This is a genomic window from Enterobacter sp. EC_50, from assembly GCF_019584525.1.
In the GTDB taxonomy this organism is placed as follows: domain Bacteria; phylum Pseudomonadota; class Gammaproteobacteria; order Enterobacterales; family Enterobacteriaceae; genus Enterobacter; species Enterobacter roggenkampii.
Window position 1 is genome coordinate 67773 of sequence record NZ_VDAF01000001.1, and the last position, 15119, is coordinate 82891.

The following is a 15119-nucleotide window of genomic DNA, read 5'->3' on the forward strand; positions in this document are numbered from 1 at the left end:
TTATGAATAGGTTATTGAATAGCTAATTTATCAGGTATTGACTCCCCTGTCATCTTCACCAACGGCTGTCTCTGGTTTATGCCTGCGCAACCAAATTAACTTATACGCCGCAGGAATAATAAACAGTGACAGCAGCGGTGCCGTGATCATCCCGCCGATCATGGGCGCCGCTATCCGGCTCATGACTTCTGAGCCTGCCCCGGTTCCCCAGAGAGTGGGCAGCAGACCGGCAATAATCACCGCGACGGTCATCGCCTTTGGCCGCACGCGCAGCACGGCGCCCTGATAAAGGGCGTCATCAAGCCCCTGTTCAGTGAACGTTTCGCGCCGGGACAGCGCCGGATGTGCTTCAACGGCATGACGCAAATACATCAGCATGACCACTCCAAACTCTGCTGCCACCCCGGCCAGGGCGATAAACCCGGTGCCGGTTGCCACGGACATATGGAAGCCCTGCCAGTACAGGAACCATATCCCGCCGACCAGCGCGAACGGCAGGCTCATCAGGATCAACAGGGCCTCATCCACGCGACGGAACGCCAGATAGAGCAGAACGAAAATGATCATCAGCGTCATCGGCACCATCAGCTTCAGTTTCTTGTTGGCGTGCTCAAGCAGTTCAAACTGCCCGGAGAATGACACGCTGGTACCCGGTCTGAGCTTCACGTTCTGGCTGATGGCCGTCTTAATGTCGTTCACCACCGACACCATATCCCTGCCGCGGGCATCGATATAAATCCAGCTCGCAGGCCGGGCATTCTCCGTTTTCAGCATCGTGGGGCCTGAAACAACGTTGATATCTGCCACATCACCCAGCGTAATCTGCTGTTTCATAGGCGTCAGGATCGGCATCTGCTTCAACGCGCTCGGGCTATTCCGGTAGTCCTGAGGATAACGAATATTAATCGGATAGCGGGCCACGCCTTCCACCGTTTCACCCACCGTCGCACCGCCGATGGCCGAGGAGACGAACAGCTGCACGTCGCCCACCGTCATTCCATAGCGGGAGGCTTTCTCCCGGTTGATATCGACATCAATGTAGCGCCCGCCTTCCAGACGTTCTGCCAGGGCAGACACCACGCCCGGCACCGTTTTGGCTACCGCTTCAATGCTCTGCGCCGTAGCGTCGATATCAGCCAGAACGGTACCAGACACCTTGATGCCAATCGGGCTTTTAATCCCGGTCGACAGCATATCAATGCGGTTGCGAATGGGCGGAACCCAGAGATTCGCAAGGCCAGGCAAACGAACGGTCTTATCAAGCTCCTCAACGATCTTGTCAATCGTCATCCCGGGTCGCCACCGATCCTCAGGCTTAAGCTGAATGGTGGTTTCCACCATTTCGAGCGGCGCGGAATCCGTTGCCGTTTCGGCTTTGCCGGTCTTGCCGAAGACAGATGCCACTTCAGGGACGGTTTTTATTAACTTGTCCGTGGTCTGTAACAATGCCGCCGCTTCTGCCGGAGAGACGCCGGGCAAAGTAGAGGGCATATACAGCAGATCGCCCTCATTAATCTTCGGCAGGAACTCGCCGCCTACCTGGCTCAGGGGCCAGATCACCGTGAAGATGGATAAGGCCGCAACCATCAGGGTTGTTTTGGGCCAGTTGAGCACCCGAATTAGCAGCGGATGATAGGCGTTAATCAGCAGCCTGTTCAGCGGGTTACGGGTCTCGGCGGGGATTTTACCCATAAGCGCTAACTTAAGGGTTGAACCATCTGAAGAATGCGACGCCTCGGTGCCTCGTTAAGACGATGCCTCGCGTTCTTCAATTGCGTTTTGTAGGCTGTCAGGGATACTGTCCCACGAATGGCCACCTGTAAGCCCCAGATGACCATTTTTGTTATTCTCCACAACGAGTTAGTTCTTCTTTTCGGATCCGGCACTTCTGGGGGGGAAATCCAGCGATGGCTGGATTATGTCGTCAATTAAAAATGCGGCGAGTAGATTAGCAAATATCCACGCTTTCGCGAGTTCAGGTTCCTTTGCACGCAAAGCATCCAGGTGCAGCAAACTTTTGAGCCGCTTAAAAGCCAGTTCAATTTGCCATCGCAGACGGTAACAATCAGCCACTTGCTCTGCTGAATATTCATCTTCCGGTAATGATGTTAGCAATAGCACATGGCCCGCTGCTTCCAGCGTTTCCGCCTGAACTACTCGTCCTTTTCGACGATTCTCGCTGAGCAGTCGGGTTTTACTGATTAATGCTTTTTCGGGAGGAAGTGATACGGCAATGAGACGTGCCGGAAAGGGAGCTCCGGCTTTTTTATTACCTGAATTGCCTATCATTACAGTGGTTTCACCGTTCTTACCGCAATCCAGCCCGCGCAGAAAACCCATCATGTCAAAGCGCATTCCTTCTGCAGTTAACCAGCGCAATCCTCGCCAGTGAACCCGGACGATATAATCAGCTTCTCCAAAAGCAAGTGAGCGGATACATTCGGGACGCGAACCGAATCCCCGGTCAGCAATGCGTATCTCGTCTGCCGTTTGCGCAAATCGGTCCAGCCGTTCAGCGTCTCTGCTGTCGGTTAGCTCAAAATCAGTGAACTGACAGGTATGAGGATCATATCCCATATGTAGTCGCCATTCAGCGCTGCCGCCCCCGGGCGCACTGATTGCTGTTCCATCGACAAGACGCAATCTCTTTCCGCTTGTACAACCCGTAACTGCGGCGCGTACAGCAAGTGTTTGTGCGGCAAGTATGCCAAACCAGTCGGCGGCATTCCGCAGCCGCTTCAGGAGAGCCACGTCAGATAATGTTGCAACGTCATGGAGCTGAGCCCATGCAGTGACTTCACGTAATGACATCCCCCCGGGGCCGTAAGCCAGCCCCAGACGTAGCAGAGTTGCAGCATCACGAATTTCGCGGCGGCGGGTTAGAGCCCCGGCATTACGTGCCGAAGTATCCAGTTCTTCGGGCTTACCAATATGGGCCAGAATTGCTGACCAGTTATCGTGAGAGTAATTCATCGGCACGTTAAATCATATCAGGCGTAATACCACAACCCTTAAGTTAGCGCTTATGGGATTTTACCCCGGATCCAGAATCCCATCAGAATGGGGATCACGATGATGGCCAGCGCGGCCGCCCCTGCCATGGCGTACGTTTTGGTGAAGGCCAGCGGACCAAACAGCCGCCCTTCCTGCCCCTCAAGGGTAAAGATGGGAATGAAGGATAAAGTGATGATCAGCAAGCTGATAAACAGCGCCGGTCCAACCTCTACAGAGGCGTTGGTAATCACCTTCCAGCGGGTGGCGTTATCAATCTGCTCTCCGGGGTGCTGGTGATCCCACTCTTCCAGCCGCTTATGCGCGTTCTCAATCATCACGATGGCGGCATCCACCATCGCGCCGACGGCGATGGCAATGCCTCCCAGCGACATAATATTGGCGTTCAGCCCCTGGAAATGCATGACGATAAAGGCAATACACAGGCCAAGCGGCAGAGAGATAATCGCCACCAGCGCCGAGCGAATGTGCCAGAGGAACAGCGCACAGACGATGGCCACCACGATAAACTCTTCGAGAAGTTTGCTGCTCAGGTTATCAATGGCCCGGTCGATGAGCTGGCTGCGATCGTAGGTGGTCACAATCTCAACGCCTTCCGGCAGGCTGGCCTTCAGCGTCTCCAGCTTGTCTTTTACCGCCGTAATGACCTCGCGCGCGTTTTTACCCGAACGCAGGATCACCACGCCGCCCGCCACTTCACCCTGCCCGTTCAGCTCGGCAATACCGCGGCGCATTTCCGGCCCCGTTTGTACGCGGGCAACATCACGCAGGTAAATCGGCACACCGTTCTCACCGGTTTTCAGGACGATGTGATTGAAATCATCGATGGTCTGCAGATAGCCGCTGGCCCGCACCATATATTCCGCTTCCGCGATTTCTACGGACGATCCCCCCGCTTCCTGATTAGACGATTCAAGGGACTGCTTAACTTCCGGCAGGCTGACGCCGAACTGCGCCAGCTTTAACGGGTCAACCTGAATCTGATACTGCTTCACCACGCCGCCGACGGAGGCCACCTCGGCCACGTTCGGGATTGTTTTCAGCTCAAATTTCAGGAACCAGTCCTGCAATGATCGCAGCTCGGCGAGATCGTGTTTTCCGCTGCGGTCCACCAGCGCATACTCAAATATCCAGCCTACGCCCGTGGCGTCCGGGCCGATTTCGGAACTCACCCCGGCGGGGAGTTTGCCCTGAACCTGATTCAGGTACTCCAACACGCGCGAGCGGGCCCAGTACAGATCGGTCCCGTCTTCAAAAATAACGTACACATACGAATCACCAAACTGTGAAAAACCGCGCACGGTCTTCGCGCCAGGAACCGACAGCATGGTGGTGGTGAGCGGATAGGTCACCTGGTTTTCAACAATCTGCGGGGCCTGGCCGGGATAGCTTGTTTTGATAATCACCTGAACGTCAGACAGATCGGGCAAGGCATCGACCGGGGTGTTGATGATGGTCCATGTCCCCCAGACGCTGAGAAACAGCGCGCCCATCATCACCAGGAAACGGTTGGCAACCGAACGCCGGATAATCCATTCAATCATCATCGTCTCCTTAATGGCCTGAATGCGCGTCGTCAGCGGCTTCAGCGTGGCGCATGCGCTCCAGCGCGCCGGTAATATTGGCCTCCGAGTCAATCAGAAACAGACCGCTGACCACCACCGACTCCCCCTCCTCCAGTCCGGTACCAATGCCGGACTGCTGCTGTGATTCATGCAGAACGTGGATCCTTTTCGGTACAAACTTCCCGTTCGCATCAACGGTAATAACGCGCTGTTCTTTCCCGGTATCGATAACGGCCTGAGACGGAATGAGCAACATTTCCTGACTTTGGGTATTCAGCTTCAGGTAGGCATTCATGCCCGGTTTCAGCAGTTCATCCTTGTTGGAGACCTGCAGGCGCACCTGCAGCGTACGGGTGGTTTGATCCACGCTCGGCAGAAGACGCCATTTTTCAACCGGGAAGAATTTATCCGGATAAGCCGGTACCGAAACAGTAAACTGCGAGGTATCTTTGAGCAGATAAGCAATGGATTCAGGGACCGCCGCGCCGATCCAGACCGGATCCATCCCCTGAATCTGCGCCACCACCTTTTCTTTGGAAATATTCATCCCGGTGCGCAGGTCAAAGGCCGTGATCACCCCGTCAATGGGCGCCTTGATGGTAAACCGGGTCTGGATAGTACGGGTCGCACGCAGCCGCTGAATATCGTCATCCGGCATACCCGCCAGGCGCAGACGCTCCAGAACGCCTTTTATCTGCGTGGGCGTTCCGCCGGTACCGGAGAGCAGGAGGAACTCGCTCTGCGCTTCGACCCAGTCCGGAATGGTGATATCAACCAGCGGCGTGCCTTTTATCACCTTATCGCCAATCGTCAGCGGGTACACTTTCTCAACGAACCCTTCCGCACGCGCCTGCACAATGACAAACTGATAGTCGTTATAGCTGACGTTGGCCGGGATCGTCTGGGCATAATTCAGCTTTCCGCGCGTCACTTTTTGCGTTTTTAATCCCAGGTTCTGAACCTGGGTCGGATCGATACGGATACCGTCACTGTTTTTATCATTCTCATCGGCATATTTCGGCACCAGATCCATATCCATAAACGGTGATTTACCGGGCTTGTCGAATTTCACGTCAGGCTTCATCGGGTCATACCAGAAAAGCACCGTTCTTTCAGAGACGCTATTTTCTGTTTTTTCAGATGAATGAAGAGCCTGCCAGGCCGTCACCGATATCAGCCCTCCTGCAATAAGGCTGCCGACTATCACGGCAGCATATTTTATTTTTAATGAGGCCATGCCGTTTCTCGCTATTTAATGCTCTTGAGTAAAGAGAGATTGCCCTGCTGAACAAACGAGAAATTCACGTGACTGCCGACTTTTAAGGCAGTAATACTCGCGTCGGCCTGCATAAAAGTAAAACGCATGGTCATCGCGGGCCAGCCAATTTCCGGGATGGCTTCGTGAGAAATCGTCACTTTTTTATTCGTGATATCAATATCCTTCACAATGCCGGTCCCGGTGATGACCTGCTCTGAGGCACCTTCGCTGGCAGCGCTCATCTCCGCGTGCTGATGAACCTCAGCCTGAAGACCGGCAGAAAACATAATGATTGCACCAAATACGACGGCGTTAAGTGAATTGCGCATGTTTAATATCCTTTTTAATTAAATGAGGTTATTCGGCCCAACCGCCGCCCAGCGCGGTGAAGAGGTTAATTTCATTAACCTGCCGGGCATAAATAAGGTCGAGAATATTTTGCTGCGTGGAAAACAGCGACCGTTCCGCGTCTAATACTTCGATATAGCTCACCGCACCGCTGGTATATAATCCTCTGGCCCGCTGCAGGGTAATATTTAGCGAATCAAGATACCGTTCTTGCGCAGCAAGCTGCTGGTTGAGGCTGTCCCGCAGCGCGAGCGCGTCGGCAACCTGCCTGAAGGCAGCCTGTATTTTTTGTTCGTAATTCACAACCGACTGCTGCTGACGAATTTCAGCCAGCTTCAGGTTGGCCTTATTCCTGCCCGCATTAAAAATCGGAAGTTCAATTTTGGGGATGAAATTCCACATCCCACTGCCCGCGGTAAACAGGCTGGATAATTCCGTACTGCCTGTTGAAAGCCCGCTGGTCAGGGAAATTGACGGGAAAAAGGCGGCACGCGCGGCGCCGATATTGGCATCGGCCGCTTTAAGCTGATGCTCCGCCTCCATAATATCCGGGCGCTGCAGCAGTATCGCTGAAGAAAGATGGGGCGGGAGTTTTACCGGCGCAATATCGCGGGCGTTCATTCCGCTGTCGCCCGGCAATCCGCGATAGGTGCCGAGGAGCAGCTGCAGAGCATTGTTGGCCTGCGCCAGCTCCCCCTCTCGTTTGGCAATCTCTGCCTGCGTGCTTTCGATCTGTCCCCGGGCCTGTTCCAGCGCCAGCACGTTGGTGCTCCCCGTCGCCAGCTGGTGCTCAACGAACGCATAAGACTGCCGGTAATTTTTCAGCGTTTCCCGCGCGATGCGCAGCTGTTTATACGCCAGCTGCTGGTTGAAATAGCTCTGCGACACGTTAGAGACAAGCAGAATATGCACCGCGCGACGGGCCTCTTCGCTGGCGAAATAGTTTTGTCGGTCGGCCTCGCTCAGGTTCTTCATCTTGCCGAAAAAGTCGAGTTCGTAGCTAAGCGCAAGACCGGCGTCGTACTGCCGTGAGGTCGGTTTGTCACTTTTTAGCCCGCCGCTGTACGTGATACCCGCGGATCCATTCATCTGCGGATAACGATCCGCCTCCGTCACGTTGAACTGCGCCCGGGCCTCTTCAATTTTCAGGGCGGCCATTTTTATATCGCGGTTGTTTTTCAGGGCTTCTGTAATCAATCCAGCTATCTGAGGGTCGACGAAGAAGTTGCGCCAGCCGGTGTCCTGATACCCGGCCGCTGCGGGCGTCAGGTCGTTGCGCGAGAGCGAAAACTGCCGGGGTATCGGTGATGCCGGGCGCGGGTATTCAGGCGCCAGCGAGACGCAGCCTGCCAGGATAAATACCGTAGTGATGCTGAGTCGTTTTAACAGGAACATAGCGGTTCAAATCAAGTCCAGAGGATTTTTAGGGCTACTCTACTGAACGCATCCTGTTTGACCGGTGACAGGATAATGACAATGTTGTCATTTATGGCGTAAGTCATTGTTAACGATCGCGGGCTCACTAGAATGTCATCAGCAGCCAGTCTGGGGAGCAAGATGAAAATACTGATCGTTGAAGACGAAATGAAAACCGGGGAATACCTCAGCAAAGGGCTGACGGAAGCGGGATTTGTCGTGGACCATGCGGATAATGGCCTGACCGGGTACCACCTCGCCATGACCGCGGAATATGACCTGCTGATTCTGGATATCATGCTGCCCGACGTGAACGGCTGGGATATTGTCCGCATGCTTCGCTCTGCCGGAAAAGGAATGCCCATCCTGTTACTCACGGCCCTCGGGACGATAGAGCACCGGGTTAAAGGGCTTGAGCTGGGCGCGGATGATTATCTGATTAAGCCTTTCGCCTTTGCGGAGCTGCTCGCCCGGGTCAGGACGCTGCTAAGACGCGGAAATACGGTGATCGCGGAAAGCCAGCTTCAGGCGGCTGACCTGACGGTTGACCTTGTGTCGAGGAAGGTCAGCCGGGCGGGCAATCGCATCCTGTTAACCAGCAAGGAGTTCAGCCTGCTTGAATTTTTCATGCGTCATCAGGGCGAGGTGCTGCCCCGCTCCCTGATTGCCTCCCAGGTGTGGGATATGAACTTTGACAGCGACACGAACGCAATAGATGTGGCGGTAAAGCGCCTGCGCGCAAAGATCGATAACGATTTTGAACCCAAGCTGATCCAGACGGTACGCGGCGTAGGCTATATGCTGGAGGTGCCGGATGCCCGTTAAGCCCCTCCGACGCCCGTTCTCGCTTGCGCTGCGGCTGACCTTTTTTATCAGCCTCTCCACCATACTGGCCTTCTTCGCCTTTACCTGGTTTATGCTGCACTCCGTTGAGAAGCACTTTGCCGAGCAGGATATCAGCGACTTACAGCAGATTAGCAGCGCAATGCACCGCATCCTCCAGTCTCCGGCCGATCCCGACCAAAAGAAAATCAGCAAGCTCAAAGAGTCGGTCGCCAGCTACCGCAACGTGGCCATCCTGCTTCTGGATCCGCAGGGCAATACCCTGTTCAGCTCGGCGCAAGGCGCGGCATTGCGCCCGGCGATGAACACAGCGAACTTTAGCGAACACCGTCAGGCACAGGATGTGTTTCTCTGGACGGTAGAAGACCCGGTCAACCCTATGCATGCCGGGTCCGACATGAAAATGGAAACGTACCGGATTATCGCCTCCTCAGGCAGGGCAACGCTGCAGGGCAAAATCCAGGACTACGTCATGCTGATCGGGCTCTCGATTAATTTTCATCTCCACTACCTTGAGGCGCTGAAGAAGAATCTTTTTGCCATTGCCGCGGCGATCAGCCTGCTGATTGTGCTGGTGATTCGTATCGCGGTGCGCCAGGGACACTTGCCCCTGCGTAACGTCAGCACCGCCATTAAAAATATCACCTCCGAAAATCTGGATGCGCGACTGGAGCCGTCCCGCGTGCCCGTTGAGCTGGAACAGCTGGTGATCTCCTTCAACCATATGATTGGGAAAATTGAAGATGTCTTTACCCGGCAGGCGAATTTTTCCGCCGACATCGCGCATGAAATCAGGACGCCCATCACCAACCTGGTGACGCAAACGGAAATTGCGTTGAGTCAGAACCGCTCCCAGAAAGAGCTGGAAGATGTCCTCTACTCCAGCCTCGAAGAGTACAACCGGATGACCCGCATGGTCAGCGACATGCTGTTCCTGGCGCAGGCGGATAATAATCAGCTCATCCCGGATCGGGTGATGTTTGATTTAAGCGCCGAGGTGATGAAAGTCTTCGATTTCTTCGAAGCCTGGGCGGAAGAACGCCACGTCTCGCTGAAATTTAACGGGATGCCCTGCCTGATAGAAGGCGATCCGCAGATGTTCAGAAGAGCAATCAATAATCTGCTCTCCAACGCCCTGCGCTATACGCCGGAAGGGAAAGCGGTAACGGTCTCCATCAGAAAAAGGGATAACGACGTTGAGCTGGTGACAGAAAACCCCGGCACGCCGATCCCGCAGGCGCATCTGCCAAAGCTGTTTGACCGTTTTTATCGCGTCGATCCGTCCAGGCAGCGTAAGGGCGAAGGCAGCGGGATTGGGCTTGCCATCGTGAAGTCCATCGTCACCGCGCACCACGGAAAAGTCCGCGTGGAATCGGATGCGGTGTCGACGCGCTTCATCCTCACGGTGCAGGGGAAAGTACTCTGAGCGTCAGCAAACCGCGCGGCACACTTCAAGGACCTTTTCCCTGAGCCAGCGATGCGCCGGATCCCGCTCCATGCGCGGATGCCACATCTGGGATACCGTAATAGTGCGGGTCTTAAAGGGCAGTTCAAAGACGTGCACGCGCTCGGTCATCGCCTGATTAAGGAGGTACAACGCCGGTACCATAGCAATCAGGTCGGAGGCCAGCGCTACGGATAACGCCGTCGGGAATCCAGGCACCACGCTGGCGATCTTTCGTTTCATCCCCCGCTCCGCCAGCGCGTCGTCCACAGAGCCGTGTAACGCCCCATCAGGCGACGCCACTACATGGCCCCAGGCAACATAATCGTCAAGGCTGACCTCAGGCTGTGAAGAGAGCGGATGTCCCTTGCGCACCGCGCCAACAAACCGATCCTGAAAGAGCCTTTGCAGCCGTATTTCAGGCCCCATGTTGCTCTGCACGCCGATCTCCAGGTCGACAAGCCCCTCCCGTAAATAGCGCGACGTTTTTTCAGGTTTGGGAGCGAAGCGGATGCAGACCCCGGGCGCAACGCTCGCCACCGCGGCTATGAGCATAGGTCCAAACGCCACGACAAAACCGTCATTGGCCCGAATAGTGAACAGCCGTTCAAGGCTTTCCACCTTCAGCGTGTCGGAGGAGGGCTGCAGCACCGCCCTCGCCTCATGCACGGCGCTTCTGGCGCGATCCCGGGTGGCTTCGGCCCAGGGCGTCAGCACCATATGACGCCCGGCCCGCACCAGAATAGGATCGCCGGTCACCTCCCGCAGCCGGCTCAGGGTGCGGCTCATGGCGGAGGTGCTCAGGTTTAAACGTCGCGCCGCGCCCGCCACGCTGGCTTCGGCCAGCAAAACGTCGAGCGCAACCAGAAGGTTAAAGTCAGGATCGGACACGATGGCTCCTCAGATAAAGCGTTATATGCAACGATTAAGTGCAAATGCTGCGTCTTCCGCCCTGTATAGCGCATGATTATAGTTTCGTCATCACTATTCTTATCCGGAGTAACGACGATGACGCTATTTACCAACCAGCCCGGCGATGAAGGTTTACCCGGGCATGAACGCGCCCGGGTCCTGGCCGCCGTCATGACCACCACGCTGATGGGCGTCTTTGACGGCACCATGATCAACATCGCGCTCCCCTCCATGGCTAGAGCGATGCAGGTCCCCGCGAACATTGCGGTCTGGTTCGCTAACGGTTATCTGCTGTCAGCGGCGATGACGCTGGCTATTTTCGCCGCGCTGGCGGCACGCGTGGGCTATCGCCCGGTCTTTCTGAGCGGGCTTGCCACCTTTACGCTCACCTCGCTCGGCTGCGCGCTGGCAACAACGCCGGAAATGTTAACCGGGATGCGAATTCTGCAGGGCATCGGCGGGGCGGCGACCCTGAGTATCGCGCCGGCGATCCTGCGTTCCGTTTTTCCTGGACGACTGCTGGGCCGTATTCTGGGGCTGCACGCCCTGCTTATCGCCTCCAGCACGGCGATTGCCCCGGTACTCGGTGGAACAATACTGGACGCCCTGAGCTGGCAATGGCTGTTCGCCATTAACCTCATTCCGGGCAGCATCGCCCTGCTGCTGGCGTGGCGAGCCTTGCCGCGGGAATCGGTTGCTGACAGACCGCCCTTTGATGCGCCGGGCGCCGTGTTCTCAGCCGTCCTGTTAGGTTCCGCGATCATGCTGGCCGACAGCCTTCAGCACGTGGCGCAACACATTAGTCTGCAGGCCGTCTGCTGGAGCGTTCTCGCGCTGGTTAGCGCCCTCGCCTTTACCTGGCGGATTCGGCGCGCGCAACATCCGTTACTGCCGCCGGTGATGTTCAGAAACGGGCGCTTCACCCTCGCCGCGCTGACCTCGCTGGCCTCGTTTGTGAGCCAGGGGATCACGTTTGTCGCGCTGCCGTTCCTGTTTCAGAGCGTATATGGCTACAGCCCTGTAGCGTCCGCGCTGCTGTTCACCCCATGGCCGATTGGCATCGTGCTGATCGCGCCGCACGCGGGTCGCTGGGCGGATACGATCTCCGCGCCGCTCATCTCGACCCTCGGGCTGATGGTTTTTGTCGGCGGGCTGGTCCTGCTGGCCACGTTGCCGGAGAATCCTTCCGCCTGGAATATCTGTCTGCGCAGTCTGGTATGCGGGATGGGTTTTGGCTGCTTCCAGAGTCCCAATAATCGGGAAATGCTCGCTAACGTCGCGCGGGAACATGCCAGCTATGCCTCCGGCGTGTTGTCGATCGTCAGAACATTCGGCCAGTGTCTCGGCGCCGCCGTGGTGGGCGTTCTGCTGGGAGCGGCGGCAGGATGGGACCATCAACATGCTATCCAGGTTGCACTGTGGTTAGCCGTCATCGCCTCGACGGGTTCGGTGGTATTTAGCCTGAGCAGGCTGCGCACTGCGCGGTCTACAGGCAAGCGTTGCACAATGTAGGCCGGGTAAGCGCAGCGCCACCCGGCAAGAAAGACGGCGCGTTTGTTTACTCCAGCGCCAGCAGCGCAAAGCTCGCCAGCCAGTGCCCGCCGCTGTAGTGGCTGCCAACCACATGCCCGACGCTGGCGGCCAGATGTTTCGTCACCGCCTCGCGCAATGCCGGTTGCGCCGGGTGGCTGGCAGGAAGCGCTTTCGCTATGTGCTTCATACACCACGCGCGGCTAAGGTTTAACCCGTCCAGATGGGCAATTTTCGGGTCGGTACGATCGCTCACTTCCGCCGGGTTCATGAGTGTCGTAACGGCGCCCACCTCCGGCAGAAACGCGTCAAACCAGGCCGGGAAGCCCTCCGACACCTTGCTCATCAGCAGTGCCTCCGTCAGCGCGCCGGAAATATACTCGTCTCCGCCGGGCTCATAATGAGCCGGATAGCGCGTGTCGGCGAGATAAAACCGCTCAGCCGCCGCCAGAATTGCCTGCTCAAGCGCCTTGTCGCCCACTGCGCGACCATAATCCAGCGCCAGCGCGAGGGCAAACGCGGTGTTGTAGTGCGTCCCGACGCGGATCGGATAGGTGAGCTTGCCGAGGTAATCCACCAGCCGGTTGCGAATGTCCTGGGTGAGCGGCTCCAGCGTCTGGTACCAGCCTGCGGCCTGCGGCAGCGACGACTGTTTCAGCTCCTGGGCCAGCGCCAGCAGCCAGCCGTAGCCATACGGCCGCTCAAACGAGGCGCGGAACGGCGCGGTAAAATAGGCCAGCTCCTTCGCCACGTTCTCTTCGGTCAGGTGTTCGTCAAAAAGCGCGACGATCGCGTCCCGGCACGGTAATTCTGGATAGAGGCGCACGCAGCGCAGCAGCAGCCAGTAACCGTGCACCGCCGAGTGCCAGTCAAAACAGCCGTAGAAAATGGGATGCAGCTCGCGCGGCGGCAGCACGTCACCATCATCATTCAGCAGGTGCATGATGTGGTTCGGGTATTCCTGACGCAAATAGGTCAAAGGCATGCGGGCAAACGCGTCGGCTTGATGTTGCGTTAATTCCATGACAGCTCCTTAGCGAAACACGAGGAAATACATTAAGAACACGTTCACCACCAGCAGGGTTAACGCGGTCGGGATCTGGATCTTGATCACCTGATATTTGTCTTTCAGCTCCAGCAGCGCGGCGGGAACGATATTGAAGTTCGCGGCCATCGGCGTCATCAGCGTGCCGCAGTAGCCTGCGTACATGCCAATCGCCAGCAGCGGCGCCGGGTTGCCGTGATGCACGTTGATCAGAAACGGCAAGGCGATCCCCGCGCTCAGCACCGGGAAGGCCGCAAAGGCGTTACCCATGATCATGGTAAACAGCGCCATCCCCACGCAGTAAATCACCACCAGCATGAAGCGGTTATCCGGGTTCACAAACAGGCTCACCACCTTCTGCACCGAGTCACCCGTGTTGGCCACCACGAACACGCCGCCAAGCATGGCCAGCATCTGCGGCAGGATCACCGCCCAGCCGATGGTATCGACAAGACGACGGGACTGACGAACGGCATGGAGCGGCGTGCCTTTGGTCAGCCACCAGCCGGTGAGGATCGCCGCGACGCAGGCCACGCACAGCGCCGCCAGGGTGAGCTGCTTCTGATCGAGCAGAAACACGCCGCCGACCGAAACGCCCTTCAGGAATAACGTGCCCAGCACCGTCACCACCGGGATCATCAGCGCCGGCAGGAACAGCCAGTTTTTAAGCCGATTTGACGACGCGACGCGCTCCTCCTCGGTGGACATTTTATAGTGCCCTTTCCCGACGAGGCCAAACCCCGCCAGCAGCGCGATAACGATAACGCCGCCGCCGATAATTCGGTACGCCAGCGATTTGCCGAGTTCCTGCACCATCAGATCGCCAAACAGGAAGATCCCGCCAAACAAGAACCAGAACAGCGCGGTGGTAAAGCGCTTCGGGTTGGCGCGATCGCGCAGGGTCATGACAACCAGCAGCATTACGACAAAGCCAATCAGGTAGTACACGCGGTTAATGGTGATAAGCGTCATCATTGCGCGGCCTCCTGCGTACCCTGCTCTGCCCGCCAGGCCATCACGTCGCGACGGATGCTCGCATCGAGGCGCAGCAGGCGCGTCATATGAATAATCAATGCCGCAATGGCGGTGGGAATGGCCCACAGGCCTATATGCAGCGGTTCAATGCCCGGAATACCGTTCTCTTTCAGGAACGCGTCGATCAGCAGCACCGCCCCGAAGGCAATAAAGATATCTTCCCCAAAGAAGACCGCGATGTTATCGCACGCGGCGGCGTGGGCTTTGATTTTGTCGCGGATGTGCTGCGGCAGTTCGCCGTATTCGTTCAGCGCCGCCCCTTCGGCCATCGGTGCCAGCAGCGGGCGCACCGTCTGGGCATGGCCGCCCAGCGACATCAGGCCCAGCGCGGCGGTGCCTTCACGCGCGACAAAATAGAGCATCAGAATACGCGCCGAGGTGGCGCTGGCGATCTTCGCCACCCAGGCCTGGGCGCGCTCTTTTAGCCCGTAATATTCCAGCAGACCAATCACCGGCAGGATCAGGATGAAGGTGGCCAGCGATCGGCTATTGACGAACTTCTCGCCAAAGGTCTCCAGCAGCATCCCGAAATCCATGCCGACCAGCAGACCCGTCGCCAGCCCCGCCACCACGACCACCAGCAGTGGGTTGAAGCGCAGTGCAAAACCAATAACCACGATCGGTATCCCGATCAGCGGCAGCAGCGTAGTACCGTCCATAACGTTTACCCTATCGAAAGTGAGCGTTGCGCGCCGACGGCTATTTTTTTAA

The 15119-nt window shown here is 56.9% G+C and carries 11 protein-coding genes and 2 pseudogenes; 3 read left to right on the forward strand and 10 right to left on the reverse strand.

All coding sequences use genetic code 11. The features are described from left to right. Positions 1 to 30: 30 nt before the first annotated feature. The 6 genes and pseudogenes from FHC48_RS00350 to FHC48_RS00375 form a co-directional block, all read right to left on the reverse strand. Positions 31 to 1695, reverse strand: a pseudogene (locus tag FHC48_RS00350) (CusA/CzcA family heavy metal efflux RND transporter); the annotation flags it as partial. Positions 1696 to 1860: 165 nt separating this feature from the next. Further along, positions 1861 to 2973, reverse strand: coding sequence for an IS4-like element IS421 family transposase (locus tag FHC48_RS00355; protein WP_001300563.1), 1113 nt, complete (start codon positions 2971 to 2973; stop codon positions 1861 to 1863). A 53-nt stretch (positions 2974 to 3026) separates the two neighbouring features. Beyond that, positions 3027 to 4556: pseudogene (gene silA / locus FHC48_RS00360) on the reverse strand (Cu(+)/Ag(+) efflux RND transporter permease subunit SilA); the annotation flags it as partial. 10 nt (positions 4557 to 4566) lie between these two features. Continuing rightward, a complete protein-coding gene (locus FHC48_RS00365) occupies positions 4567 to 5814 on the reverse strand; it encodes an efflux RND transporter periplasmic adaptor subunit (RefSeq protein WP_059363659.1) in 1248 nt (415 codons plus the stop codon). Between the two features lie 11 nt (positions 5815 to 5825). Next, positions 5826 to 6164, reverse strand: coding sequence for a cation efflux system protein CusF (gene cusF / locus FHC48_RS00370; protein WP_039266412.1), 339 nt, complete (start codon positions 6162 to 6164; stop codon positions 5826 to 5828). Positions 6165 to 6192: 28 nt separating this feature from the next. Next, complete coding sequence (locus tag FHC48_RS00375; RefSeq protein ID WP_059363657.1) at positions 6193 to 7578, reverse strand: efflux transporter outer membrane subunit; 1386 nt, start codon at positions 7576 to 7578, stop codon at positions 6193 to 6195. Positions 7579 to 7740: 162 nt separating this feature from the next. Between FHC48_RS00375 and FHC48_RS00380 the strand changes: the two genes are divergently transcribed. Together FHC48_RS00380 and FHC48_RS00385 are read left to right on the forward strand one after the other, a co-directional pair. Beyond that, complete coding sequence (locus FHC48_RS00380) at positions 7741 to 8424, forward strand: copper/silver response regulator transcription factor (RefSeq protein ID WP_008503517.1); 684 nt, start codon at positions 7741 to 7743, stop codon at positions 8422 to 8424. Further along, positions 8414 to 9868: a Cu(+)/Ag(+) sensor histidine kinase gene (locus FHC48_RS00385; RefSeq protein WP_059363655.1), complete on the forward strand. Its 1455-nt coding sequence runs from the start codon at positions 8414 to 8416 to the stop codon at positions 9866 to 9868. Before FHC48_RS00380 ends, FHC48_RS00385 begins: the two co-directional genes overlap by 11 nt. A 3-nt stretch (positions 9869 to 9871) precedes the next feature. Here the strand turns inward: FHC48_RS00385 and FHC48_RS00390 are convergent, their stop codons facing one another. Continuing rightward, positions 9872 to 10777 carry a LysR family transcriptional regulator gene (locus FHC48_RS00390; protein ID WP_044596447.1) on the reverse strand — a complete coding sequence of 302 codons (906 nt, stop codon included), beginning with the start codon at positions 10775 to 10777 and terminating at the stop codon, positions 9872 to 9874. A 117-nt stretch (positions 10778 to 10894) separates the two neighbouring features. Here FHC48_RS00390 and FHC48_RS00395 point away from each other — a divergent pair, with 117 nt between their 5' ends. Then, positions 10895 to 12310 carry an MFS transporter gene (locus tag FHC48_RS00395; protein WP_059363653.1) on the forward strand — a complete coding sequence of 472 codons (1416 nt, stop codon included), beginning with the start codon at positions 10895 to 10897 and terminating at the stop codon, positions 12308 to 12310. 46 nt (positions 12311 to 12356) lie between these two features. On the opposite strand, the gene FHC48_RS00400 is transcribed toward FHC48_RS00395, so the two are convergent. From FHC48_RS00400 to FHC48_RS00410, 3 genes are read right to left on the reverse strand one after another with little or no spacing between them, the layout of a single operon-like run. Beyond that, positions 12357 to 13352: a DUF2891 domain-containing protein gene (locus tag FHC48_RS00400; RefSeq protein ID WP_032674812.1), complete on the reverse strand. Its 996-nt coding sequence runs from the start codon at positions 13350 to 13352 to the stop codon at positions 12357 to 12359. Between the two features lie 9 nt (positions 13353 to 13361). Further along, positions 13362 to 14348 (reverse strand): DUF979 domain-containing protein, encoded by a 987-nt coding sequence (locus tag FHC48_RS00405; protein ID WP_021240144.1) that lies wholly within the window; start codon positions 14346 to 14348, stop codon positions 13362 to 13364. After that, positions 14345 to 15067 carry a DUF969 domain-containing protein gene (locus FHC48_RS00410; protein WP_021240145.1) on the reverse strand — a complete coding sequence of 241 codons (723 nt, stop codon included), beginning with the start codon at positions 15065 to 15067 and terminating at the stop codon, positions 14345 to 14347. Before FHC48_RS00410 ends, FHC48_RS00405 begins: the two co-directional genes overlap by 4 nt. Between the last annotated feature and the right edge of the window lie 52 nt (positions 15068 to 15119).